Here is a 24,087-nt window from a genome sequence, read left to right as displayed (position 1 = left end):
CATGACAGATGTAACCGTAAAAGCGCTGGCCGCAGAGATTCAGACCTCCGTGGACCGCCTGGTACAGCAATTTGCTGATGCAGGGATCCCTAAGGCTGCTGATGATTCTGTCTCGGCCCAGGAAAAACAGACATTACTGGCGCACCTGAACCGTGAACATGGTTCTGCGCCAGACAAGTTGACATTACAGCGCAAAACGCGCAGTACTTTAAACATTCCAGGTACCGGTGGGAAAAGTAAATCGGTACAAATCGAAGTCCGCAAGAAGCGCACCTTTGTGAAACGTGATCCGCAAGAGACTGAACGTCTTGCCGCGGAAGAACAGGCGCAGCGTGAAGCGGAAGAGCAAGCCCAACGTGAGGCGCAGGAAGCTGCCAATCGTCAGGCGCAAGAAAAAGCTAAACGTGAAGCTGAAGATAAAGCTAAGCGTGAAGCCGCTGATAAAGCGAAACGTGAAGCTGCGGAAAAAGACAAAGTGAGCAATCAACAAGACGATATGACGAAAAGCGCCCAGGCCGACAAAGCCCGCCGCGAAGCAGAAGCCGCTGAACTGAAGCGCGCTGCTGAAGAAGAAGCCCGTCGCAAATTAGAAGAAGACGCCCGCCGTGTAGCTGAAGAGGCCCGTAAAATGGCTGAAGCTAACGCAGGTGTCTGGACGGAAGAAGAGAAAGTGGAAGACGACAAATCTGATTACCATGTCACCACCTCTCAACACGCGCGCCAGGCTGAAGACGAAAACGACCGTGAAGTTGAAGCGGGTCGTACTCGTGCACGTACTGCGACAACTAAAGCACCACGCCAGAAGAAAGGCGGCAAACACGGCGAGTCTAAAGCTGACCGTGAAGAAGCTCGTGCTGCGGTTCGTGGTGGTAAAGGCAAGCGTAAACCAAGTTCACTGCAGCAAGGCTTCAACAAGCCTGTACAAGCAGTTAACCGTGACGTCGTAATTGGCGAAACTGTGACTGTTGCAGAACTGGCTAACAAAATGGCTGTTAAAGGCTCTCAGGTCATCAAAGCGATGATGAAACTGGGCGCTATGGCAACCATTAACCAGGTCATCGACCAGGAAACCGCACAGCTGGTTGCCGAAGAGATGGGCCACAAAGTCATCCTGCGTCGTGAGAACGAGCTGGAAGAAGCGCTGATGAGCGACCGTGACACTGACGCAGTTGCTGAGTCACGTGCGCCGGTTGTTACCATCATGGGTCACGTTGACCACGGTAAAACCTCTCTGCTCGACTACATTCGCTCTACTAAAGTAGCGTCTGGCGAAGCGGGTGGTATTACCCAGCACATCGGTGCGTACCACGTTGAAACTGACAACGGTATGGTTACCTTCCTGGATACCCCGGGCCACGCAGCGTTTACTTCAATGCGTGCTCGTGGTGCTCAGGCAACGGATATCGTTGTTCTGGTTGTTGCCGCAGACGATGGCGTAATGCCACAGACTATCGAAGCTATCCAGCACGCGAAAGCGGCGCAGGTGCCGGTAGTGGTTGCGGTAAACAAAATTGATAAGCCAGAAGCTGATCCAGACCGCGTTAAGCAGGAACTGTCTCAGTACGGCATCATGCCAGAAGAGTGGGGCGGCGAAAGCCAGTTCATCCATGTATCAGCTAAAGCAGGTACAGGTATTGATGAACTGCTGGATGCAATCCTGCTGCAAGCTGAAGTTCTTGAACTGAAAGCAATGCGTGAAGGTATGGCTAGCGGTGTGGTTATCGAATCCTTCCTGGATAAAGGTCGTGGTCCGGTAGCAACTGTTCTGGTTCGTGAAGGTTCTCTGAACAAAGGCGATATCGTTCTTTGTGGCTTCGAATATGGCCGTGTTCGTGCAATGCGTGACGAAATGGGTCGTGAAGTTGCAGAAGCGGGTCCGTCTATTCCTGTTGAAATCCTCGGTCTGTCCGGTGTTCCGGCCGCGGGTGATGAAGTAACGGTTGTTCGTGACGAGAAAAAAGCTCGCGAAGTTGCTCTGTATCGTCAGGGTAAATTCCGTGAAGTTAAACTGGCTCGCCAGCAGAAATCTAAACTGGAAAACATGTTCGCCAACATGACTGAAGGCGAAGTGTCTGAAGTTAACGTTGTGCTGAAAGCTGACGTTCAGGGTTCTGTTGAAGCGATCAGCGATTCACTGCTGAAACTGTCTACTGATGAAGTTAAAGTTAAAATCATCGGTTCAGGCGTGGGCGGTATCACTGAGACTGACGCAACACTGGCTGCTGCTTCTAACGCTATTCTGGTTGGCTTCAACGTACGTGCTGACGCATCTGCTCGCCGTGTCATTGAATCTGAGAGCCTGGATCTGCGTTACTACTCCGTCATCTACCATCTGATTGACGAAGTTAAAGCAGCAATGAGCGGCATGCTGTCTCCGGAACTCAAACAACAGATCCTCGGCCTGGCCGAAGTTCGCGACGTGTTCAAATCACCGAAATTTGGCGCAATCGCAGGTTGTATGGTTACCGAAGGTGTGGTCAAACGTCACAACCCAATCCGTGTACTGCGTGACAACGTTGTTATCTATGAAGGCGAGCTGGAATCCCTGCGCCGCTTCAAAGATGACGCAAACGAAGTTCGTAACGGTATGGAATGTGGTATCGGCGTTAAGAACTACAACGATGTGCGTGTTGGTGACGTGATCGAAGTATTCGAAATCATCGAAATCCAGCGTACCATCGCCTGATATCAGCCGAACAAATAGCTAATATCTTTAGGGGGGCCGAGCGCCCCCCGATTTGTATGGAGAATTTATTATGGCGAAAGAATTTGGTCGCCCACAGCGTGTTTCCCAGGAATTGCAGAAAGAAATCGCAATCATCCTGCAGCGCGAAATTAAAGACCCGCGTCTGGGCATGATGACCACCGTTTCCGGTGTCGAAGTGTCACGCGATCTGGCTTATGCCAAAGTTTTTGTGACGTTCCTGAACGATAAAGACGAGCAAGCTGTTAAAGAAGGCATCAAAGTTCTGCAAGATGCTTCTGGCTACATTCGCTCTTTGTTAGGCAAAGCAATGCGCCTGCGTATCGTGCCTGAACTGACCTTCTTCTACGATAACTCGTTGGTTGAAGGTATGCGCATGTCGAATCTGGTTTCAAACGTCATCAGAAACGATGATGAGCGCCGTGTAAACGATACGGATGACAGCAAGGAGGATTAATGAGTCGTCCTCGTCGTCGTGGTCGTGATATCCACGGAGTACTGTTGTTAGATAAACCTCAGGGCTTATCTTCCAACGATGCGTTGCAGAAAGTTAAGCGTATTTATAATGCCAACCGTGCCGGTCATACCGGAGCGCTTGACCCGCTTGCAACCGGAATGCTGCCGATTTGCCTCGGTGAAGCGACGAAGTTCTCGCGTTATCTGCTGGACTCCGATAAGCGTTACCGTGTTATCGCCCGTCTTGGGCAGCGTACTGATACTTCTGATGCCGATGGCACCGTAGTTCAGGAGCGTCCGGTAACGTTTTCCGAGCAAGAACTGGCTGATGCGCTGGATAGTTTTCGTGGTGAAACACAGCAAGTTCCATCGATGTACTCCGCACTGAAATACCAGGGCAAGCCGCTCTATGAATATGCGCGCCAGGGTATCGAAGTGCCGCGTGAAGCCCGTTCAATCACCGTCTACGAACTGCTGTTTATTCGTCATGAAGGCAATGAACTGGAGCTGGAAATTCACTGTTCTAAAGGGACGTACATCCGAACTATCACCGATGACTTAGGTGAGAAACTCGGTTGCGGCGCTCATGTGACTTTCTTGCGCCGTCTTGCCGTCAGTAAATATCCCGTGGAACGTATGGTGACGCTTGAGCAATTGAACGCATTGCTTGAACAAGCACAGGCGCAAGAAATTGAGCCATCCGTGCTGCTGGATCCACTGCTGATGCCAATGGACAGTCCCGCGTCGGATTTCCCCATCGTGAATTTATTACCTGCTGTTGCGGGTTACTTCAAGAATGGGCAACCGGTGCAAGTTGCTGGTGCACCAGCAGAAGGGCTTGTCCGAGTCACCGAAGGTGATGATGGTAAATTTATCGGCATGGCTGAAATAGACGATGATGGACGCGTTGCGCCTCGCCGTCTGGTTGTAGAGTATCCCGTCTGACCCTTGTAGTTGCCTTGCGATAACAGGTTGCTACAGGTAAAATGGCGCGGCTTAACATTCAAACCTCTGTTTAACAGTGGTGTGAATGTGCACTGGAGTTGCTGAATTAGAGATCGGCACTCTTACTTTTTATCTATAATTTTGGAGTTCAAAATGTCTCTAAGCGTTGAAGCTAAAGCTAAAATCGTTTCTGAGTTTGGTCGTGGTACTAACGACAGCGGTTCTACCGAAGTTCAGGTTGCACTGCTGACTGCACAGATTAACCACCTGCAAGGTCACTTTGCAGAGCACAAAAAAGATCACCACAGCCGTCGTGGTCTGCTGCGTATGGTTTCTCAGCGTCGTAAACTGCTCGACTACCTGAAGCGTAAAGATGTAGCACGTTACACCAGCCTGATCGAGCGTCTGGGTCTGCGTCGCTAAGTCTTGCGAGTTTCAGAAAAAGGGGCCTTTTAAGGCCCCTTTTTTCAACCAGATGGCAGCAATTCTATGGAAACTAATGTATTGTTGCAGTGTGTGATCTTTGTTGCAGAGGTTCGCGCGGCTAATGAGAGGCTTTATCCGCATGGGCGGGTCAGGGTTGTCATTAGTCGCGAGGATGCGATAGGGATCGGGTTAAACGGAGCAAGTGCAATCACCTGCTACCAAAGTTTATTAAGGATATTATTTTGCTAAATCCGATTGTCCGTAAATTCCAATACGGTCAGCATACGGTCACTATTGAGACCGGTATGATGGCTCGCCAGGCTACCGCAGCAGTAATGGTCAGCATGGACGACACTGCTGTATTCGTGACCGTAGTCGGTCAGAAAAAAGCGAAAGCAGGTCAAGACTTCTTCCCACTGACTGTTAACTATCAGGAGCGTACCTACGCTGCTGGTCGTATCCCAGGTAGCTTCTTCCGTCGTGAAGGCCGCCCAAGCGAAGGCGAAACACTGATTGCGCGTCTGATTGACCGCCCAGTGCGTCCGCTGTTCCCAGAAGGTTTCGTGAACGAAGTTCAGGTTATTGCCACTGTTGTTTCCGTGAACCCACAAGTTCACCCAGACATCGTTGCAATGATCGGTGCTTCTGCTGCGCTGAGCCTGTCAGGTATTCCATTCAACGGCCCAATTGGCTCTGCACGCGTAGGTTATATCAATGACCAATACGTTCTGAACCCAACTGCTGACGAACTGAAAACCAGCAAATTGGACCTGATCGTTGCCGGTACCGAAGGTGCTGTGCTGATGGTTGAATCCGAAGCTGAACTGCTGAGCGAAGACCAGATGCTGGGCGCGGTAGTATTTGGCCACGAACAACAGCAAGTTGTTATCCAGAACATCAACTCTCTGGTTGCTGAAGCTGGCAAACCACGCTGGGACTGGCAGCCTGAAGCCGCTAACGAAGCGCTGAACGCGCGCGTTGCTGCTCTTGCTGAAGCTCGCCTGAGCGATGCTTACCGTATTACTGATAAGCAAGAACGCTACGCACAAATCGCTGTTATCAAAACTGAGGTTACTGCAGCTCTGTCTGCAGAAGACGAAACCATTGATGCTGGCGAAGTAAGCGATATTCTGCACGCTATCGAGAAAAGTGTTGTTCGTAGCCGCATTCTGGCTGGTGAACTGCGTATCGATGGCCGTGAAAAAGACATGATCCGTGGTCTGGATGTGCGTACTGGGGTTCTGCCACGTACTCACGGTTCTGCACTGTTCACCCGTGGTGAAACTCAGGCGCTGGTTACAGCAACTCTGGGTACTGCTCGTGATGCACAAAACCTGGACGAGTTGATGGGCGAACGTACCGACAACTTCCTGTTCCACTACAACTTCCCTCCGTACTGCGTAGGCGAAACCGGCATGGTCGGTTCACCGAAGCGTCGTGAGATTGGTCACGGTCGTCTGGCTAAGCGTGGCGTACTGGCTGTTATGCCAGAAGCGGACCGCTTCCCGTACACCGTGCGTGTAGTGTCTGAAATCACTGAATCTAACGGTTCTTCTTCCATGGCTTCCGTATGTGGTGCTTCTTTGGCACTGATGGATGCAGGCGTGCCAATCAAAGCCGCTGTAGCCGGTATTGCGATGGGTCTGGTTAAAGAAGGCGAAAACTTTGTTGTTCTGTCTGACATTCTGGGTGACGAAGATCATCTGGGCGACATGGACTTTAAAGTTGCTGGTAGCCGTGAAGGTATCTCTGCACTGCAGATGGATATCAAAATTGAAGGTATCACCCGCGAAATCATGCAGGTGGCTCTGAACCAGGCTAAAGGTGCGCGTCTGCATATCCTTGGCGTGATGGAACAGGCTATCAACGCACCACGTGGTGACATCTCTGAGTTCGCTCCACGTATTCACACAATCAAAATCAACCCAGACAAGATCAAAGATGTGATCGGTAAGGGTGGTTCTGTGATTCGTGCACTGACCGAAGAAACCGGCACTACCATTGAAATCGAAGACGACGGCACAGTTAAGATTGCTGCGACCGACGGCGACAAAGCGAAATTCGCTATTCGTCGTATCGAAGAGATCACTGCTGAAATCGAAGTGGGCCGTATCTACAACGGTAAAGTCACTCGTATCGTTGATTTCGGTGCATTCGTTGCTATCGGCGGCGGCAAAGAAGGTCTGGTACACATTTCTCAAATCGCTGACAAGCGTGTAGAGAAAGTGACTGACTACCTGCAAATGGGTCAAGAAGTTCCAGTTAAAGTACTGGAAGTTGACCGTCAGGGCCGTGTACGTCTGAGCATCAAAGAAGCAACTGAGCAGTCTCCAGCAGAAAGCGCAGCACCTGCTGCACCAGAAGCTGAGTAAGCGATCCGATTAAGCTCCCCATGGCAACATGGGGAGCTATTTATTACGGGGCAGGGAGTCTCGTTTTAGGGCCGGCGGACAGGACGTCATCCAATATGTTGTCTTCGGGAGTGGGAAATGAAGCCTTTTTTGCGCTGGTGTTTCGTTGCGACAGCTCTCACGCTGGCAGGATGCAGCAACTCTGCCTGGCGTAAAAGCGAAGTCCTGGCGGTGCCATTGCAGCCGACTTTGCAGCAAGAAGTCATTCTTGCACGCATGGAACAGATACTTGCCAGCAGGGCTTTAACCGATGATGAACGCGCACAGCTTTTATATGAGCGCGGAGTGTTGTATGATAGCCTTGGCTTGCGGGCTCTGGCGCGAAATGATTTTTCACAAGCGTTGGCGATCCGCCCCGATATGCCTGAAGTATTCAATTACTTAGGTATATATTTAACGCAGGCAGGCAATTTTGATGCTGCCTATGAAGCGTTTGATTCTGTACTTGAGCTTGATCCAACTTACAACTATGCGCATTTAAATCGCGGTATCGCCCTCTACTACGGTGGTCGTTATCGTTTAGCGCAAGATGATCTGCTAGCGTTTTATCAAGACGATCCCAATGATCCTTTCCGTAGTCTGTGGCTCTACATTGCCGAAAGCAATTTAGATGCAAAGCAGGCTAAAGTGGCGTTACAACAGCGCCTCGATAAATCGGACAAAGAACAATGGGGATGGAACATTGTCGAGTTCTACCTGGGGAACATTAACGAAAAAACGTTAATGGAACGCCTCGAGGCGGACGCAACGGATAACACCTCGCTCGCTGAGCATCTCAGTGAAACCAACTTCTATTTAGGTAAGTACTACCTAAGTCTGGGGGAAAAGGACAGCGCCACGGCACTGTTCAAGTTAGCGGTCGCTAACAACGTACACAACTACGTTGAGCATCGTTATGCATTGTTGGAATTAGCGCTCTTGGGCCAGGAGCAAGATGACCTGGCAGAATCGGACCAGCAATAGCTGACGAACATCGATCAGCCCATAAACTTTTTAATTAAAGTCATCACCTTAACGGGTGAGGGCGTTTTTGTTCGTTAATCAACCAAATTTGAGCCGGTTCACACTTTTCAATGAAAATTGCAGGTCAATTTCACGATGAGTTATGTAGACTGGCCGCCATCTACGAGGCACGTGTACTACATGACTGATATCATCGAGACTACTACTATCGAAACTACTTTTACCGACCTGGGTCTTAACGACTCCATCCTTAAAGCCCTGAACGATCTGGGTTACGAAAAACCATCTCCAATCCAGGCAGAGTGTATTCCACAACTGCTGGCTGGCCGCGATGTACTGGGTATGGCCCAGACAGGTAGCGGCAAAACTGCAGCGTTCTCTTTACCACTGCTGCACAACCTTGATCCAGAGCTGAAAGCACCACAAATCCTGGTGCTGGCACCGACCCGCGAACTGGCGGTTCAGGTTGCTGAAGCCATGACGGATTTCTCTAAACATATGCACGGCGTAAACGTTGTGGCCCTTTACGGTGGCCAGCGTTATGACGTGCAGCTGCGCGCCCTGCGTCAGGGACCACAGATCGTTGTTGGTACCCCAGGCCGCCTGCTTGACCACTTAAAGCGCGGTACGCTGAACCTGTCCAGCCTGAAAGGTCTGGTACTGGACGAAGCTGATGAAATGCTGCGTATGGGCTTCATCGAAGACGTTGAAACCATCATGGCTCAGATCCCAGAAGGTCATCAGACCGCTCTGTTCTCTGCAACTATGCCAGAAGCGATTCGTCGTATTACTCGTCGCTTCATGAAAGATCCGCAGGAAGTGCGCATTCAATCAAGCGTGACTACACGTCCGGACATCAGCCAGAGCTACTGGACTGTGCACGGTATGCGTAAAAACGAAGCGCTGGTTCGTTTCCTTGAGTCTGAAGATTTTGATGCGGCGATCATCTTCGTTCGTACCAAAAACGCAACTCTGGAAGTGGCTGAAGCTCTGGAACAAAGCGGTTACAACAGTGCTGCACTGAACGGCGACATGAACCAGGCACTGCGTGAGCAAACTCTGGAGCGTCTGAAAGATGGTCGTCTGGACATCCTGATTGCAACCGACGTTGCGGCTCGTGGCCTGGACGTTGAGCGTATCAGCCTGGTTGTTAACTACGACATCCCGATGGACTCAGAATCTTACGTTCACCGTATCGGTCGTACCGGTCGTGCGGGGCGTGCTGGCCGTGCTCTGCTGTTCGTTGAGAACCGTGAGCGTCGTCTGCTGCGCAACATCGAACGCACCATGAAGCTGACTATTCCTGAAGTAGAGCTGCCAAACCGTGAACTGCTGAGCGAGCGCCGTCTGGCCAAGTTCGCAGCTAAAGTTCAGCAGCAACTGGAAAGCAGCGATCTGGATCTGTACCGTGGCCTACTGGCAAAAATTCAGCCTGTTGCTGATGAAGAGCTGGACATGGAAACACTGGCTGCAGCACTGCTGAAAATGGCACAGGGCGAACGTCCTCTGATCCTGCCACCAGATGCGCCAATGCGTCCTAAGCGTGAATTCCGTGAGCGTGATGAGCGTTTCGAACGTTCAGACCGTGCTCCACGTGGTGACCGCGGCGATCGTGCTCCGCGCGGTGACCGTCCAGAGCGTTCAGCTTCAGATCGTCCACAGCGTGATGGCGATGCACCACGTCGTGAACGTCGTGATGTTGGCGATATGGAACTGTACCGCATTGAAGTTGGCCGTGATGATGGTGTTGAAGTTCGTCATATCGTTGGCGCTATCGCTAACGAAGGTGATATCAGCAGCCGTTACATCGGTAACATCAAACTGTTCGGTACTCACTCTACTATCGAACTGCCAAAAGGCATGCCGGGCGAAATCCTGCAGCACTTTACCCGTACTCGTATTCTGAACAAACCAATGAATATGCAGTTGATGGGTGATGCGCAACCTCGTACTGACCGTGGCGGCGAACGTCGTGGCGGCGGTGCTGGTCGTGGTTTCGGTGGCGCTGGTGGTGAACGTCGTGAAGGCGGTCGCGGTCCACGTCGTGATGGCCCAGCGGGTGCTGGTGCTCCACGTAGCTTCAGCGGCGAACGTCGTGAAGGCGGTCGTGGCCCACGTCGTGAAGATGGCGCAGCTCCAGCTCGTCGTCGTACTACCGAAGCTTAATTAGCAGAAGTTTATGCCTGCTGCTCGTCAGCAGGCAGTGATAAAAATCCTGGTTATTGAAACCGGGATTTTTTTTATCCAAATTGTACTCATGTACTGGTACAATGTTGCGCAGCAAACCTGTCGCTTCGACAGTCGTTCATTGTTTCAGGAATTCGTATGACAACCTTATCGACCACCCAGGCCTCGCCGTCAATTTTCGGCGGTATCATGATTATTGGCGGCACAATAATTGGCGCAGGCATGTTCTCCCTGCCAGTGGTCATGTCTGGCGCGTGGTTCTTCTGGTCGTTAGCAGCACTGGTTGTGACCTGGTTTTGTATGTTGCATTCCGGTTTGATGATCCTTGAAGCCAACCTAAATTACCGGGTGGGTTCAAGTTTCGATACCGTGACCAAAGACTTATTGGGTAAAGGCTGGAATCTGATTAACGGTCTGTCCATCGCGTTTGTGCTGTATATCCTGACTTACGCCTATATTTCGGCGAGCGGTTCAATTATCCACCACACGCTTGGCAAAATGTCGGTCGATTTCCCCGCGAGATTTGCCGGGCTGATTTTTGCCTTTGTCGTCGCCTTTATTGTCTGGTTGAGCACGCGTGCGGTTAGCCGCATGACGACGATTGTGCTCGGCGCAAAAATTCTTACCTTCTTTATGACGTTTGGCGGCCTGATGTGGCACGTCGAACCGGCAACGCTGCTGGATAGCAAAGCTATAAATCCAAGTTATCTACCGTACTTATTCATGACGCTGCCTTTCTGTCTGGCATCGTTTGGTTACCACGGCAACGTGCCGAGCCTGATGAAGTATTACGGCAAAGATCCGCAAACCATTAAACGCTGCCTGATTTGGGGCACGCTGATGGCGCTGGTGCTGTATGTCATCTGGTTGGTTGGCAGCATGGGGAATATTCCTCGCCCAGACTTTATTGCCATAGCGGATAAAGGCGGCAATATAGATGTGCTGGTCGGGGCATTAAGCGGTGTGTTGAACAGTCGTGCGCTGGATTTGCTGCTGATTGTTTTCTCTAACTTCGCCGTTGCGAGTTCCTTCCTGGGCGTGACGTTAGGATTATTCGATTATCTGGCTGACTTGTTTAAGTTTGACGATTCACCGATTGGCCGTCTGAAAACCGCGCTGGTAACATTCATCCCACCAATGTTAGGCGGTGTTATCTGGCCTGATGGTTTTATCTACGCGATTGGTTTTGCCGGGCTGGCAGCGACTATCTGGGCAGCGATTGTCCCGGCGCTTCTGGCAAAAGCTTCGCGCAAAAAGTTTGGTAGTCCGATTTACCGGGTATGGGGCGGGAATAAAATGATCGTGCTGATACTTATCTTCGGTGTGACTAACGCGGCAATTCATATCCTTTCAAGCTTCGATTTACTGCCGGTTTACCATTAATTTGTCGCCTTTCAACCCTCTCCCTTCAGGGAGAGGGTTGGGTTAAGTTACTCCTGCAAACTCTCGTACACATCCATCGCCAAATCAAATGAATGCAATCGCGCTTCGGTATCAAAGATTTGCCCGTTGACCATAATTTCATCCGCCTGCGTTTCTCGCAGCAGTGAAATTAATCCGTGGCGCACTTTTGCTTTATCACCCACCAGCGACATGCTCAGCGCCTGCTGCACGCCATATTTCTCAGCCGGGTTCCAGAAGTTATCCATATTTTCAATTGGCGGCGGTAGTTGGCCGGTTTCACCGCGACGTAATTTAACGAATGCCTGCTGCATGGAGGTGAACAGGAATTCGGCATCACGGTTGCTGTCGGCAGCGACGATATTAATGCACACCATCGCATACGGTTTTTCCAGGCGTGCAGAAGGTTTGAACTGGGCGCGATAAAGCTGTAATGCCTGGAATAACATATCCGGCGCAAAGTGCGAGGCAAAGGCGAACGGCAACCCAAGCTGTGCAGCAAGTTGCGCGCTATACAGGCTCGAACCTAACAGCCAGACGGGAATTTTCGTGTTGTAACCAGGAACCGGGCGCACCGCCGGGTTTGGATCGGTTGCGTCAAACCATGAAACCAGTTCACTGACATCGCGCGGGAAGTTGTCGATATCGCCACTCATATGGCGACGAAGCGCCATCATCGTGCGTTGGTCACTTCCCGGCGCGCGACCTAACCCTAAATCAATGCGTCCGGGATAGAGCGTTTCAAGTGTGCCAAACTGTTCGGCAATCACTAACGGTGAATGGTTCGGCAGCATCACGCCACCAGAACCGAGGCGTAATGTTTCAGTATTTGCCGCAAGATAACCAATCAACACCGACGTTGCCGCGCTGGCAATCCCGGTCATGTTGTGGTGCTCAGCCAGCCAATAGCGGTGGTAGCCACGCTTTTCGGCCAGGCGAGCTAAATCTAAAGAACGATGGAATGCATCACGAGGCGCAGAACCTTGTGGAATCGGGGCTAAATCGAGTAGAGAGAACGGGACTGAAGTCATAACGGCTCACTTTGTTTTCTGCTGATTACTTTTCAGTATTACGCAAAATCATCAACAATTAAGTAACAAAGTGAGCCTTTTCTCAGCTCTGAGTCATCAGCTCTAAGCCAGCAACGCGTCGCCAGTAACCATTACAATCGCTTTGCTGCACCAGTGACAACGGTGCATTACCGTTTTCATTTTTGCGGAAAGCTTCCAGAACGCGCAAAGTTTCCATGCCCATCGGCGACAAACGCACCATATCGACCAGGCCTTTCATTGACGCCAGTTCGTTACCGAGGTTGTAAACATAGCCGCTCATGGTCTGAATGCCGTTAAGCACAAACACTTGCTGATTTTCCTGCGACAGCATATTGCGCCCGACAGGATATTTAATGCAGCAGGTCTCGCATTCATCTTTTGGCTTGTCTTCGGAGCGTGCGGTAAAGCAGCGCGCAGAATAGGCCAGCGGCAAATGACCGTAACTGAGGACTTCTACTTCAAATTTATTGCGAATGCCCAATTCGTCACACTGAGTCAGCATGTTCGCCAGCCAGTCGCGCGACAGCTCAACCGGCATACACCAGCGAATCATGCCTTGCTTGAGCAACAAACGCAGCGTCACCGCGTTATAGCAGTTGAGTGCATGACCCGCGACAAACGGCAGCTTGCGCTCTGCCGCCATATTCACCGCACCCAAATCGTTAGCTTCAATCAGGAAATCGCCATTCTCAACATATCGTTTTAGCTCGTTGAGTTCGGACGGAGCCTGAACCAGCGCGAGGGTGGAAAGCACCACTTGCTTGCCCTGGCCTGCCAGGCTTTTTGCCATATCGAGCCAGTCGCCAGTTTTGGTGGCGCGGCGCTTGCTGCACACTGACTCGCCAAGATAGATAGTTTCAGCGCTGCTGTTTGCGGCGGCCTGATAAAACTTTTCCAGCGTCTCTTTTGGCCAGTAGTAAAGTACCGGCCCTAATGAATATTTCATGGGGTTTCCTACTGCCATTTACGGTGATAGGCACCGAGAGTGGTTTGCGTGCCTTCGGCCATTTCGCCCAGCGCTTCCATCCATGCTGGTTGCGCACGGTAGTTTTCCGGGTCAGCCATACAACGGTCGATGGCCTGACGCCACACTTTGGCCACCTGGGTGACATACGCCGGGCTGCGTTGGCGGCCTTCAATTTTCACCGAGGCAATATTCGCCGCCAGCAACTCGGGCAGCAGCTCAAGCGTGTTCAGGCTGGTTGGCTCTTCAAGCGCGTGATATTTCTGGTCATCGACCAGATAGCGCCCTTTACACAGCGTCGGATAACCGGCGTTTTCACCGTCCTGATAACGGTCAATCAGCACATCATTTAGACGGGATTCAAGCCCTTGCGGCGTTTGCTGCCAGCGAACAAAACGCGCAGGTGAACAAGCGCCTACCGTATTCGGTGATTCACCGGTCAGATAGGAAGAGAGATAACAACGCCCTTCAGCCATAATGCACAGGCTACCGAAAGCAAATACTTCCAGCGGCACTGGAGTCACCCGAGCTAACTGTTTCACCTGGTGAATGGATAACACGCGCGGTAGCACCACTCGTGCCACGTCAAAGTTGCGATGATAAAAGCGCACGGCTTCTTCATTGGTTGCGGAGGCCTGTACCGAAACATGGCGCTCAATATGCGGATAACGCTCTGCTGCGTACTCAAGCATCGCCAGATCGGCGAGAATTAAAGCATCGGCTCCGAGTTGCGCTGCCATATCCACTGCTCTTTGCCAGCGCACGTAGCCGTCCGGGTGCGCAAACGTATTAATAGCGATGTGTAGTTTACGGCCATGTTGATGCACGTAACTCACCGCTTCTTGCAGTTTCTTCTCCGTGAAATTCAGTCCAGCAAAATGGCGGGCGTTGGTGTCATCTTTCAGGCCAATGTAAACCGCATCGGCACCATTATCGATGGCCGCTTTCAACGCCGGTAAGTTTCCGGCTGGGCAAAGCAACTCCATAATTTATCCTGAATCATTGGGTAACCTGTCAGGTGACCCATGCAGCCCAGGGCGAGGGCCACAAAATTGTTAACGAACTGGGATTTTAGTTAACCCGTCCACGACAAATTTTGATTTAAGGCAGTTAATGGCGTATTGATGACATCAATATAGTGCTATCGATAACCCGCGTAATTGTTGATTTGCACCGCTACGGAGAATGGCTGGTGTGGCAAAATAGCGTTCAAATTTCTCAAGGAGTAAAGCTCGTGTTGGATAAATTGCGTTCACGTCTGGTCCATTTTGGCCCGTCACTGTTAAGAACACCGGTTAAACTGACTCCCTTTGCTCTGAAGCGCCAGGTACTTGAACAGGTTCTGGGCTGGCAGTTTCGTCAGGCAATGGAAGAGGGTGAACTCGAGTTTCTTGAGGATCGCTGGTTAAGCATTGAAGTTCGCGATCTCGGTCTAAAATGGTTTACTTCGGTGCAGGATAATAAGCTGGTGGTTCGTGAAGACGCTCCGGCAGATGTTAGTTTCAGCGCCTCGGCCAACGATCTGCTGATGATCGCCGCACGTAAACAAGATCCTGACACCCTGTTTTTCCAGCGTCGCCTGGTTATTGAAGGTGATACAGAGCTGGGTTTGTACGTCAAAAATTTAATGGATGCCATTGAGCTGGATGCGATGCCAAAACCTTTACGCATACTGCTGCTGCAACTGGCTGATTTTGTCGAAGCAGGTATGAAACACAAGCCTGTTCCAGAAAGTAACTCGGTAGGTGAGCCATGCTGATTCGTGTAGAAATACCTATTGATGCTCCAGGCATCGACGCTTTACTTCGTCGTTCTTTTAACGGCAACGGCGAAGCAGATTTAGTGAAAGATTTACGAGAAGACGGCTTGTTAACGCTGGGCGTAGTAGCGACTGATGACGAAGGTCAAGTCGTCGGTTATGCGGCCTTTAGCCCGGTCGCCGTCGAAGGTGAAGAACTTCAGTGGGTTGGGCTGGCACCGCTGGCGGTTGACGAAGCTTACCGTGGTCAGGGTCTGGCGAAGCAACTGGTCTATGAAGGGTTGGATTCATTGAATGAATTTGGCTACGCAGCCGTTGTTACGTTAGGCGAACCGGCCCTATACGGGCGCTTCGGTTTTGTTCCTGCCGCACAGTTCGATTTGCGTTGTGCCTGGCCGGAAACCGAAGCCTATTTCCTGATTCATCCACTGGCTGATGACGCGCTTAATGGCGTTTCGGGGCTGGTTGAGTATCACGAACACTTCAATCGAGAGTTTTAATCTCGGTACTCTTTTGAAGGCCTGCGAGCAGGTCTTCAAAAGACAAAATGCCTGCCACTAATCTCTCTTTCTGAGTCTTAGTCAGCTGCTTAATCCGGTATTCCAGGCGCAATGCGCTCGAACGATCGCCGACCAGATGGCTGAATGCCAGCGTCAATTCACCTTTTCCGCGTAACGCTTTCGCCCCTTTTCCAGCCTGATGCTGCAAGAAACGGCGCTCCACATCGGTGGTAATGCCCGTGTATAAACGGTTATCGAGAGTTCGGACTAAATAGAGATACCAGGGAGACATAGGTCAGGCGCATAATTAACGTTTTCCGCAGAATATCACTCTTCAGGTTGCCCATGGAAACTCTCAATGCCATCAGTCGTTGGCTGAACAAGCAGCATGTACTGACTTACTGCGCAGGCAGTCAGGGCGATTTATGGTGCGCCAATGCGTTCTATTTATTCGATGAGCCGCGCGTGGCTTTCTATCTGTTAAGCGAAACTCACACCCGTCACGGCGAGATCATTGGCAAACAGGCCAATGTCGCCGGAACCGTGAACGGCCAGCCCAAAACGGTTGCGCTGATTCGTGGCGTCCAGTTCCGGGGTGAAATCACCCTCGTTGAAGAAGACGATGCGGCACACATTCGCAATCGTTACTGCAAACGCTTCCCGGTGGCAAAAGTGATGAAAGCCCCGGTCTGGGAAATTCGTATCGATGAGCTGAAAATGACCGACAACACGCTCGGTTTTGGGAAAAAACTCCACTGGCTACGGGAAGACACTAAACTTGGTGAATAAGTGAAAGGAGATCTTATGAGCCGTGTTTTGATTACAGGAGCCACAGGCCTGATTGGCGGGCACCTCTTAAGCATGCTGATTGATGAGCCGCAAGTTAGCCACATCGTTGCCGCAACGCGGCGACCGATAACCCCAATGAACAAAGTCACCAATCCGCATGATCCGCAACTTAGCGATGCGCTCACCCAATTAACTGAGCCGGTGGATGTCGTTTTTTGCTGCCTTGGCACCACGATGCGCGAAGCAGGAAGCAAAGAAGCTTTTGTGCTGGCGGATTACACGCTGGTGGTCGATACCGCAATCACCGGCCTGCGCCTTGGCGCGAAGCATATGCTGGTGGTCAGCGCGATTGGTGCTAACAGCAAATCGCTGTTTTTCTACAATCGTGTGAAAGGTGAAATGGAAGAAGCGTTGATCGCGCAAGACTGGCCGCGCTTAACCATCGCGCGCCCGTCGATGTTGCTAGGGCACCGCGAATCACAACGCCTTAATGAATCGCTTTTCGCACCGTTTTTTAAAATCATGCCCGGCAAATGGAAGTCAATCGAAGCGAGGGATGTGGCAAAAGCGATGCTGCATGAAGCGCTGTTACCATCGCGTGAAGGCGTGAATATTCTGGATTCACGCCAGTTACGGGAAATGGCGACCTAGACGCCGTTATGTGTTTTCCTCACCCATCTGTCTTTCGAAAGCCTGACGCACTAATCCCATCACGTAAGGCAGTTGGTCGAGAGAGGAAAGCCCAATTTCTACATCCCCATTTCCCCAGCGGCCAACATTCGTGACATCTTTAGCCAAACCTTTCGGGTCTGAAAGCTCATAAAAAGGCATATTCAGGGACAATCTGAGCCGACTTTTTTGTGGAACAACATCGACGAAATTGGTTTCTGCCTTGTAAGCCACATAGAGTTTGGTGAACTCTTCAGTGACTCCTTCATCGATCTCCAGCACCTGCTGGCGGAACACATCGAAAATTTCCCGCATTGGAGAATGGTTTGATAAATGTGGATGATCGGCAAGGCTCCAGGCAGCGTTGTCAGGCCGTTTTTCAGCATAGCTAACAAGAGTCTCGCTCGGTAGATTCGGAGCCTGCCATACTTCGACTGCCTTTTGTGCCAACATTTGTGCGCGGCCCACAATCCCTTGTTCATCCCAATGCTCCAAACTTCCCAGACCTTGATTCAGCCGTAACGGGCTCTCTTTAAATCCACCTTTCATGTCACGCTTATCACTAAACACACGGTTACTATATTCTGAGTTATAGCCCGTTAAAGTCAGATTCCCGAGCGTATGCAGGTACGAATCATGAGTTTGTTTCCACGCTGGCCCTAAGTCTTTCTGCCAGGCGGAGGATAGAGGTCGCTGCTGCGGCATAATATGTTCAATCGTATATTCATCCACTGAGATACGTTCTTTACGTCCCTCATTTTCTAAACGGCGCAGCCAATAACTTCGGTTACGGAAGTTATAAAGATCGCGTTTTTTAATTTCACGTTTAAATTCTTCATCATCCGGGAAGCGGCGATAGGAGGGCAATGCTTGCAAATAAGCCTGAATGCTTTCCAGGTAAGTATTTTTATTGATCGATTTCTTAATCGTCGCGAAAGTTTTGTTCAGGGAGTTGGTCGGGATTGCGCAGACCGCACGGCGAAAAACGTAAGATTCAATCAACCTTATCGCAGCCAAAAAATCGGCTACCGACAAATCATCGTGCTGATAATCATGATAAAGCTCTAATAAAAAGGGATAAGCCACATCCACTTTTAGCTCTCGCAAGTCTCTAAAACCTAATGAAAGCTGCTTATCTGGTTCTTTATCCAGCGCCATTGCGCAGTAATAACAAGCATACGTCTGGATATCTTTGAGAAGCTTATCAACGCCATCAGCATGATTTTGCGGCTCACGAGCATAGGCTTTAAACGCTTCGTAAACATCATCAATTCGCGGAATATTGCCGGTTTTTCCTGTTAAATAATGGCGCATAAAACCATCAAACTGGGCGTTATAGCCTTCCTGCCCGAAGGCCATTTCCATGGGGCGCCAGTAGTCTTCGTACAACTTTGTTTGATGGCCTGGCTCAAGCCCCATCAAGATAAAATTACGTATAAGATCGGCCTGACTCAGGGCTTTGCCCGTGGAGTTCATGCTCTCAAATATCAGTTGCGGATTATCCTGCCCACGGCTCAGCGCCACATCCACGATTAATAGTTTCGCTAACCCTTTACAGACAAGCAGTAAATCTTCTGGAATTTTACTGAGCTTTTCATCGAAGAAATCAAAATTTTCTTTCAGACGCAGGGAGTGGTTTTCAGGCCATTGCTTTTGCCTGAGCAATGCCAATAAAGACTCTTTATCTGTTTGAGTCAGAAGAAGTTTAAAGCCACGTTCTCCCTCTTCCAGATCGTTAAGCAAATAATAATGGCGTAACTTGCGAGCAGAAAATCCTTCTAAAGGTTCGCTATCGCCGAGGTGTCGGCACAATGCTTCAATAATCAATGTTGCGGTAGTCAGACGCTGTTGACCGTCAATAACAAGCAGAGCCGACTGGCTGCTTACCTGATACAGCCCTTGCTCGATATATACCACCGACCCAATAAAATGTGCCTGGATATCTTCTCGCTGACCCGCGCGAATAATGTCATCCCAGAGTTGTTGGCACTGAGTAATCGTCCAGGAATAATTGCGTTGGTAAATAGGAATAACAAACTGGGGAGATTTCTTCAGAAAATCAAACAGGCGAGCTTCCGTCGCTTTCATAGCGCATCCTTAGCTAAGCCACAAAAGGGAGATGTTTTGCCAATCGCAGCATGATTAATAATAAAAAACTGATGTTATTTTAGCGCTAAGGAATGTGAAAAAGAGGCTGTTACATCAATGATTTGCTGTGGAAGGATGAGCTATTAGTGCGTTACGGCCAATAAAACGGGGAAGTTTTATTGGTCGTAACTTATTGTTTTACCGCAAATGATGCACAACCTGGTTGCTACTACCACGCCAGACCAGCGCCGGGTCTTTCAAATCTTGCACGAACTTGCCGTCGATTAGCACATTGATTAAATCAACCACTTCACGTTGAGCTTCGATCAATTCATCAATTTTATAACCCGTCCACAGCCAGATATCTTTGCCGGGACATTCCGCTTTCACTCGCTTCACCAGCTTCAGCACATCAGCCACGTTTTGCGGATGCAGCGGATCGCCGCCCGAAAGCGACAAACCCTGGCGGCGAATGCGAGTGTCATTCAGATCGGCAATAATCCGGTCTTCCATCTCCAGGGTGAATGCCATACCGGAATTTACCCGCCAGGTGCTTTTGTTGTAGCACCCGGGGCATTCATGCACGCAGCCGGAAACAAACAGCGTGCAGCGTGTTCCCGGTCCGTTAACGATGTCGACCGGGTAGTATTGGTGAATGTTCATTTTCGCTTCTCACTTGACACCATAGCTGCGTTAGCTGCTCTCAATCACCCAGGTCACTGACTTTAGTCAGCTCCCTGGGATTCTTCGTTTGCCGCCTTGCTCTGATGTCAATTGCTTTGCGAAACGCCTAACTGCCCGTTACCCAAATGCTTAACGCGACGCTTTACTTCTTCCTGCTTACCAGCGTTAAACGGACGTGCGTCCGGGCTGCCGAGATAACCGCAAACTCGGCGCGTGACAGACACGCGAGCGGCATCGTGGTTGCCACATTTCGGGCAGGTGAAGCCTTTGCTGGTGCATTCAAACTCACCGGTAAAGCCGCACTCGTAGCACTCATCGATTGGCGTGTTGGTGCCGTAATACGGAACGTGTTTGTAGCTGTAATCCCAGACATCTTCCAGCGCTTGCAGGTTGTGCTGAATGTTTGGATATTCGCCATAACAGATGAAACCGCCGTTCGCGACCGGTGGATACGGCGCTTCAAAGTCGATTTTGTCGTATGGATTTACTTTCTTTTCAACGTCTAAGTGGAAGCTGTTGGTGTAATAACCTTTGTCCGTCACGCCCGGAACCACGCCAAATTCGGCGGTATCGAGACGGCAGAAGCGGTCACACAAGTTCTCACTCGGCGTGCTGTAAAGGCTGAAACCGTAGCCAGTTTCGTCCTTCCATGTATCGGTTGCCTGACGCAGACGTTCAACAATCGCCACCGCTTTTGCACGCAGTTGTTCGCTGTCGTAAACGTGTTGATTGCCAAACAGCGCGTTCACCGTTTCGTGGATGCCGATGTAGCCCAGGGAAATCGACGCGCGGCCATTTTTGAAAATCTCAGAAACGTCATCGTCCGCTTTAAGGCGCACACCGCAAGCCCCTTCCATATACAGGATTGGTGCAACGCGAGCTTTCACTCCTTCGAGGCGTGCAATACGTGTCATCAACGCCTTGTATGCCAGCTCCAGGCGCTCATCAAGCAACTTCCAGAAAGCGACTTCATCGCCTTTCGCTTCCAGCGCAATACGCGGCAGGTTCAGGCTGATTACGCCAATATTGTTACGCCCGTCGTGAATCTGCTCGCCGTTTTCTTCATACACACCGAGGAAACTACGGCAGCCCATTGGCGTTTTGAACGAGCCGGTCACTTTCACAACCTGGTCGTAGTTCAGGATGTCCGGATACATGCGCTTGCTGGCACACTCCAGAGCAAGCTGTTTAATGTCGTAGTTGGCATCGCCCGCTTTGTGGTTCAGGCCATCTTTAATAGCGAAAACCAGTTTTGGGAACACGGCAGTTTTGCGATTTTTGCCCAGACCTGCAATGCGGTTGCGCAGGATAGAAGTCTGAATCAGACGCGATTCCCAGCTGGTTCCGAGGCCAAATCCAAACGTCACAAACGGCGTCTGACCATTAGCGGTATGCAGCGTGTTCACTTCATATTCCAGCGACTGGAAAGCGTCGTAACACTCTTTTTCGGTACGAGAAAGCGCATAGCCTTCGGCATCTGGGATCTGCCAATCTTCTGCGGTTTCACGATGTTTTTCGAAGCTGGCGGTCACAAACGGTGCCAGCACTTCATCAATGCGGTTAATGGTGGTGCCGCCGTAAATATGGCTGGCAACCTGGGCGATGATTTGCGCGGTGACGGCGGTCGCTGTAGAGATGGATTTTGGTGGCTCAATCTCCGCGTTACCCATTTTAAAGCCGTGCGTCAGCATGCCTTTGAGGTCAATCAGCATGCAGTTAAACATCGGGAAGAACGGCGAGTAATCGAGGTCGTGATAGTGAATATCGCCACGCTCGTGCGCCAGCACCACATCACGCGGCAACAAGTGCTGCGAGGCATAGTGTTTCGCCACAATACCGGCTAAAAGATCGCGCTGAGTCGGGATAACTTTGCTGTCTTTATTGGCGTTTTCATTGAGCAAAGCGGAGTTTGTTTGTTCCACCAGACCGCGGATTTCCTGATTCAGGCGGCCACGTTTTTCGCGTTCGATATCACGGTCATGGCGATATTCGATGTAAGCGCGCGCTAGCTGCTTGTAGTCACCCGCCATCAACTGGTTTTCAACGGCGGTCTGGATTTCGCCAATATCAACCTGGCTGCGGCCTTCCATCTGCACACGCACAATGTCTGCGACGGTGGCGCAATAGTCTGCGTCATCGACTCCCGCTGCTTTAGCTGCACGAAGAATAGCTTCTTTAATGCGCTCTGAAGTGAAAGGTACTTTGCACCCGTCTCTTTTCATCACATGCGGTGTCATGATCTCTCCATCTAAAAAAAGGTTATCCACAAAGGGATGTCATTGTCAGCAAGCCGGGTATTGCTCGCATTGCCATAGGCTTTCTGTTTTTGCCCCTGCTTTTATCCACAGATAATCCCCAGAAGTGTCTGTGGTTCTTGTTGCTATAATAGTCGATAAATACAAGATGTAGGGGCGGGGTGCATTTTAAGGTCTATATGTAGTGATTTGCATCAAACATGTTTGCGATTTTATTGATGCAGGACAAGGTAAATCGGGTGGTGCAGGAGGGAGAAGGGGGACCCGAATGAGTAAATTTTCAAAGTGTGCCTTTCGGACATATAGTCACCAATCCCTCTTGTCATAACTCTGTACGCTTTCCTATTTCTGGTTATGTGACATTCGTCACGGTCACTCCTTCGTTCCCAATTTATCTTTCACATCCAATATATTATTGATTTCATTGTATTTATATTCGTGATGGTTGTGCTCAAGCCATACGTTCTGGTCAATAATTCCACGGACAGGAAAGGACTTCCATCATGGCTTCAGATGGCACCCGCTTTATCTTCAACGCTGGCCGCACACCGGCTGAAACCTTCGCTGTGGTGGGCTTTACCCTCAAACAGTCCCTTTCTTCCCTGTTTCGTCTGGATATCACCGTCGCCTGCAACGACCCGGCGATTGGCTTTAAACAGGTACTCGACGAAATGGCCACGCTCACCATCTGGCAGGGGGAAACGCTCCAGCGCCGGGTGCGCGGCATCGTGACGTTCTGCGAACAGGGCGACACCGGCAAACACCAGACGCTGTACACCATGACCGTCCACCCCGAGTTCTGGCGCAGTTCACAACGTCAGAACTGCCGCAGCTTTCAGAACTACGACATCGCGTACATTTTTGCGAAGCTGCTTAAAGAGATGGATATCCGTACTCACGACACCCTGTTCCGCCGCCCGCATCCTGAGCGTGAATTCTGTGTGCAGTTTATGGAAACGGACTATGAATTTATCTCCCGACTGGCGGCAGAAGAGGGACTATTCTTCTTTGAGGAGGAATATCTTAAAGAGAACGCCCAGAAACTGACGTTTGCCGATGACAGCTCGGTCCTGCGGAGTCTGGGTTCACTGCCCTATAACCCGAACGCCGCCTCAGAATCCTCCACCTACTGCATCAATACCTTCCGCCGCAGCGCACAAATCCGCCCGGCGCAGGTCACCACCCAGGATTACACCTTCACCGCCCCGGGCTGGCCCGTGCAGTACAATGAATACGGCAGAAAACTGGCGTACCAGCGCCCGGAATATGAAATTTTCGACTATCCGGGGCGTTTCAAGGATGAACAGCACGGCGCCGATTTTGCCAGATATCAGGTGGAGGGCTGGCGCAATAACGTCGATTTTGCCAGCGGCACCAGCAACTCCCCGCAACTCCAGCCCGGACGCCGCTTCGCACTGACCGACCATCCGCGTGAAGACCTGAACGACGTGTGGCAGGTGGTGTCCTGCATGCTGACCGGCAGCCAGCCGCAGGCGTTAATCGGCAGCTCCGGTCAGGGCACCACGCTGAACTGCGAATTCCACGTTATTCCTGCCATCCAGACCTGGCGACCACAGCCATTACCCAAACCGCTGATAGACGGCCCGCAAATCGCCATCGTCACTGGCCCGGCCGGAGAAGAAATCTACTGCGACGAGCACGGGCGCGTGACGGTGAAATTTGCCTGGGACCGCTATAACAAAGCCAACGAAGAAAGCTCCTGCTGGGTACGTGTGTCCCAGGCGTGGGCGGGAACCGGCTTTGGCAATATCGCCATCCCGCGCGTCGGCCAGGAAGTGATTGTTGATTTCCTCAACGGCGACCCCGACCAGCC

21 protein-coding genes are annotated in these 24,087 nt (G+C 50.9%); 14 read left to right on the top strand and 7 right to left on the bottom strand.

Annotation, left to right across the window (positions count from 1 at the left end; genetic code table 11):
* Position 1 precedes the first annotated feature (1 nt).
* From infB to mtr, 9 genes are all read left to right on the top strand, one after another.
* Entirely contained in the window at positions 2 to 2,686 is a 2,685-nt protein-coding gene (infB, locus tag D6029_RS09660) for a translation initiation factor IF-2 (protein WP_120064570.1), read from the top strand.
* A 70-nt stretch (positions 2,687 to 2,756) separates the two neighbouring features.
* Positions 2,757 to 3,161, top strand: a complete 405-nt coding sequence (gene rbfA / locus D6029_RS09655) for a 30S ribosome-binding factor RbfA (protein ID WP_034459684.1) — start codon at positions 2,757 to 2,759, stop codon at positions 3,159 to 3,161.
* A complete protein-coding gene (gene truB, locus D6029_RS09650; RefSeq protein ID WP_120064569.1) occupies positions 3,161 to 4,105 on the top strand; it encodes a tRNA pseudouridine(55) synthase TruB in 945 nt (314 codons plus the stop codon). Before rbfA ends, truB begins: the two co-directional genes overlap by 1 nt.
* 153 nt (positions 4,106 to 4,258) lie before the next feature.
* The gene (gene rpsO / locus D6029_RS09645) at positions 4,259 to 4,528 is read left to right on the top strand and encodes a 30S ribosomal protein S15 (protein ID WP_002434239.1); all 270 of its coding nucleotides are present in this window, start codon (positions 4,259 to 4,261) and stop codon (positions 4,526 to 4,528) included.
* Between the two features lie 245 nt (positions 4,529 to 4,773).
* The gene (pnp, locus tag D6029_RS09640; RefSeq protein ID WP_120064568.1) at positions 4,774 to 6,903 is read left to right on the top strand and encodes a polyribonucleotide nucleotidyltransferase; all 2,130 of its coding nucleotides are present in this window, start codon (positions 4,774 to 4,776) and stop codon (positions 6,901 to 6,903) included.
* Positions 6,904 to 7,020: 117 nt separating this feature from the next.
* Positions 7,021 to 7,905 (top strand): lipoprotein NlpI, encoded by an 885-nt coding sequence (nlpI, locus tag D6029_RS09635; RefSeq protein ID WP_034498810.1) that lies wholly within the window; start codon positions 7,021 to 7,023, stop codon positions 7,903 to 7,905.
* Between the two features lie 110 nt (positions 7,906 to 8,015).
* Complete coding sequence (gene yrbN / locus D6029_RS09630) at positions 8,016 to 8,093, top strand: protein YrbN (protein ID WP_110510645.1); 78 nt, start codon at positions 8,016 to 8,018, stop codon at positions 8,091 to 8,093.
* Entirely contained in the window at positions 8,086 to 10,071 is a 1,986-nt protein-coding gene (locus D6029_RS09625; RefSeq protein WP_120064567.1) for a DEAD/DEAH family ATP-dependent RNA helicase, read from the top strand. The genes yrbN and D6029_RS09625 overlap by 8 nt, the downstream gene beginning before the upstream one ends.
* A 159-nt stretch (positions 10,072 to 10,230) precedes the next feature.
* On the top strand, positions 10,231 to 11,475 hold the full coding sequence (gene mtr / locus D6029_RS09620; protein WP_120064566.1) for a tryptophan permease: 1,245 nt from the start codon (positions 10,231 to 10,233) through the stop codon (positions 11,473 to 11,475).
* 47 nt (positions 11,476 to 11,522) lie between these two features.
* Here mtr and D6029_RS09615 read toward each other — a convergent pair whose 3' ends face one another.
* From D6029_RS09615 to ubiU, 3 genes are all read right to left on the bottom strand, one after another.
* Positions 11,523 to 12,524: a luciferase-like monooxygenase gene (locus tag D6029_RS09615; protein WP_120064565.1), complete on the bottom strand. Its 1,002-nt coding sequence runs from the start codon at positions 12,522 to 12,524 to the stop codon at positions 11,523 to 11,525.
* Positions 12,525 to 12,606: 82 nt separating this feature from the next.
* Entirely contained in the window at positions 12,607 to 13,491 is an 885-nt protein-coding gene (locus D6029_RS09610; RefSeq protein WP_120064564.1) for a U32 family peptidase, read from the bottom strand.
* 8 nt (positions 13,492 to 13,499) lie between these two features.
* Positions 13,500 to 14,495 carry a ubiquinone anaerobic biosynthesis protein UbiU gene (gene ubiU / locus D6029_RS09605; protein ID WP_120064563.1) on the bottom strand — a complete coding sequence of 332 codons (996 nt, stop codon included), beginning with the start codon at positions 14,493 to 14,495 and terminating at the stop codon, positions 13,500 to 13,502.
* Positions 14,496 to 14,743: 248 nt separating this feature from the next.
* Between ubiU and ubiT the strand changes: the two genes are divergently transcribed.
* On the top strand, positions 14,744 to 15,268 hold the full coding sequence (gene ubiT / locus D6029_RS09600) for a ubiquinone anaerobic biosynthesis accessory factor UbiT (protein WP_120064562.1): 525 nt from the start codon (positions 14,744 to 14,746) through the stop codon (positions 15,266 to 15,268).
* A complete protein-coding gene (locus D6029_RS09595) occupies positions 15,262 to 15,768 on the top strand; it encodes a GNAT family N-acetyltransferase (protein WP_120064561.1) in 507 nt (168 codons plus the stop codon). The genes ubiT and D6029_RS09595 overlap by 7 nt, the downstream gene beginning before the upstream one ends.
* On the opposite strand, the gene D6029_RS09590 is transcribed toward D6029_RS09595, so the two are convergent.
* Entirely contained in the window at positions 15,752 to 16,060 is a 309-nt protein-coding gene (locus tag D6029_RS09590) for a GIY-YIG nuclease family protein (RefSeq protein ID WP_120064560.1), read from the bottom strand. The two genes, D6029_RS09595 and D6029_RS09590, sit on opposite strands and share 17 nt — an antisense overlap.
* 53 nt (positions 16,061 to 16,113) lie before the next feature.
* On the opposite strand from D6029_RS09590, the gene D6029_RS09585 reads away from it, so the two are divergent.
* Both D6029_RS09585 and D6029_RS09580 read left to right on the top strand, forming a co-directional pair.
* Entirely contained in the window at positions 16,114 to 16,557 is a 444-nt protein-coding gene (locus D6029_RS09585; protein WP_120064559.1) for a YhbP family protein, read from the top strand.
* A 15-nt stretch (positions 16,558 to 16,572) separates the two neighbouring features.
* The gene (locus D6029_RS09580; RefSeq protein WP_120064558.1) at positions 16,573 to 17,208 is read left to right on the top strand and encodes an NAD(P)H-binding protein; all 636 of its coding nucleotides are present in this window, start codon (positions 16,573 to 16,575) and stop codon (positions 17,206 to 17,208) included.
* A gap of 6 nt (positions 17,209 to 17,214) precedes the next feature.
* Here the strand turns inward: D6029_RS09580 and D6029_RS09575 are convergent, their stop codons facing one another.
* From D6029_RS09575 to nrdD, 3 genes are all read right to left on the bottom strand, one after another.
* On the bottom strand, positions 17,215 to 19,314 hold the full coding sequence (locus D6029_RS09575; RefSeq protein WP_120064557.1) for a GmrSD restriction endonuclease domain-containing protein: 2,100 nt from the start codon (positions 19,312 to 19,314) through the stop codon (positions 17,215 to 17,217).
* A gap of 198 nt (positions 19,315 to 19,512) precedes the next feature.
* On the bottom strand, positions 19,513 to 19,977 hold the full coding sequence (nrdG, locus tag D6029_RS09570; RefSeq protein WP_120064556.1) for an anaerobic ribonucleoside-triphosphate reductase-activating protein: 465 nt from the start codon (positions 19,975 to 19,977) through the stop codon (positions 19,513 to 19,515).
* A 107-nt stretch (positions 19,978 to 20,084) separates the two neighbouring features.
* Entirely contained in the window at positions 20,085 to 22,235 is a 2,151-nt protein-coding gene (gene nrdD / locus D6029_RS09565; RefSeq protein ID WP_120064555.1) for an anaerobic ribonucleoside-triphosphate reductase, read from the bottom strand.
* A 521-nt stretch (positions 22,236 to 22,756) separates the two neighbouring features.
* Between nrdD and tssI the strand changes: the two genes are divergently transcribed.
* On the top strand, positions 22,757 to 24,087 hold a 1,331-nt coding region (gene tssI, locus D6029_RS09560; RefSeq protein WP_120064554.1), incomplete at its 3' end, for a type VI secretion system tip protein TssI/VgrG.

This window comes from Buttiauxella izardii, from assembly GCF_003601925.1.
GTDB classification, from domain to species: domain Bacteria; phylum Pseudomonadota; class Gammaproteobacteria; order Enterobacterales; family Enterobacteriaceae; genus Buttiauxella; species Buttiauxella izardii.
Note: the sequence above shows the minus strand (reverse complement) of the source record. Positions and strands in the feature narration are given on the sequence as shown.

Excerpts from the sequence above, each read along its gene's own strand:
- mtr (WP_120064566.1), top strand. The coding sequence starts at position 10,231 with ATGACAACCTTATCGACCACCCAGGCCTCGCCGTCAATTTTCGGCGGT.
- nlpI (WP_034498810.1), top strand. The coding sequence starts at position 7,021 with ATGAAGCCTTTTTTGCGCTGGTGTTTCGTTGCGACAGCTCTCACGCTG.
- ubiU (WP_120064563.1), bottom strand. The coding sequence starts at position 14,495 with ATGGAGTTGCTTTGCCCAGCCGGAAACTTACCGGCGTTGAAAGCGGCC.
- nrdG (WP_120064556.1), bottom strand. The coding sequence starts at position 19,977 with ATGAACATTCACCAATACTACCCGGTCGACATCGTTAACGGACCGGGA.
- D6029_RS09585 (WP_120064559.1), top strand. The coding sequence starts at position 16,114 with ATGGAAACTCTCAATGCCATCAGTCGTTGGCTGAACAAGCAGCATGTA.
- D6029_RS09575 (WP_120064557.1), bottom strand. The coding sequence starts at position 19,314 with ATGAAAGCGACGGAAGCTCGCCTGTTTGATTTTCTGAAGAAATCTCCC.
- infB (WP_120064570.1), top strand. The coding sequence starts at position 2 with ATGACAGATGTAACCGTAAAAGCGCTGGCCGCAGAGATTCAGACCTCC.
- D6029_RS09610 (WP_120064564.1), bottom strand. The coding sequence starts at position 13,491 with ATGAAATATTCATTAGGGCCGGTACTTTACTACTGGCCAAAAGAGACG.
- D6029_RS09580 (WP_120064558.1), top strand. The coding sequence starts at position 16,573 with ATGAGCCGTGTTTTGATTACAGGAGCCACAGGCCTGATTGGCGGGCAC.
- D6029_RS09595 (WP_120064561.1), top strand. The coding sequence starts at position 15,262 with ATGCTGATTCGTGTAGAAATACCTATTGATGCTCCAGGCATCGACGCT.
- D6029_RS09615 (WP_120064565.1), bottom strand. The coding sequence starts at position 12,524 with ATGACTTCAGTCCCGTTCTCTCTACTCGATTTAGCCCCGATTCCACAA.
- rpsO (WP_002434239.1), top strand. The coding sequence starts at position 4,259 with ATGTCTCTAAGCGTTGAAGCTAAAGCTAAAATCGTTTCTGAGTTTGGT.
- D6029_RS09590 (WP_120064560.1), bottom strand. The coding sequence starts at position 16,060 with ATGTCTCCCTGGTATCTCTATTTAGTCCGAACTCTCGATAACCGTTTA.
- truB (WP_120064569.1), top strand. The coding sequence starts at position 3,161 with ATGAGTCGTCCTCGTCGTCGTGGTCGTGATATCCACGGAGTACTGTTG.
- nrdD (WP_120064555.1), bottom strand. The coding sequence starts at position 22,235 with ATGACACCGCATGTGATGAAAAGAGACGGGTGCAAAGTACCTTTCACT.
- rbfA (WP_034459684.1), top strand. The coding sequence starts at position 2,757 with ATGGCGAAAGAATTTGGTCGCCCACAGCGTGTTTCCCAGGAATTGCAG.
- D6029_RS09625 (WP_120064567.1), top strand. The coding sequence starts at position 8,086 with ATGACTGATATCATCGAGACTACTACTATCGAAACTACTTTTACCGAC.
- yrbN (WP_110510645.1), top strand. The coding sequence starts at position 8,016 with ATGAAAATTGCAGGTCAATTTCACGATGAGTTATGTAGACTGGCCGCC.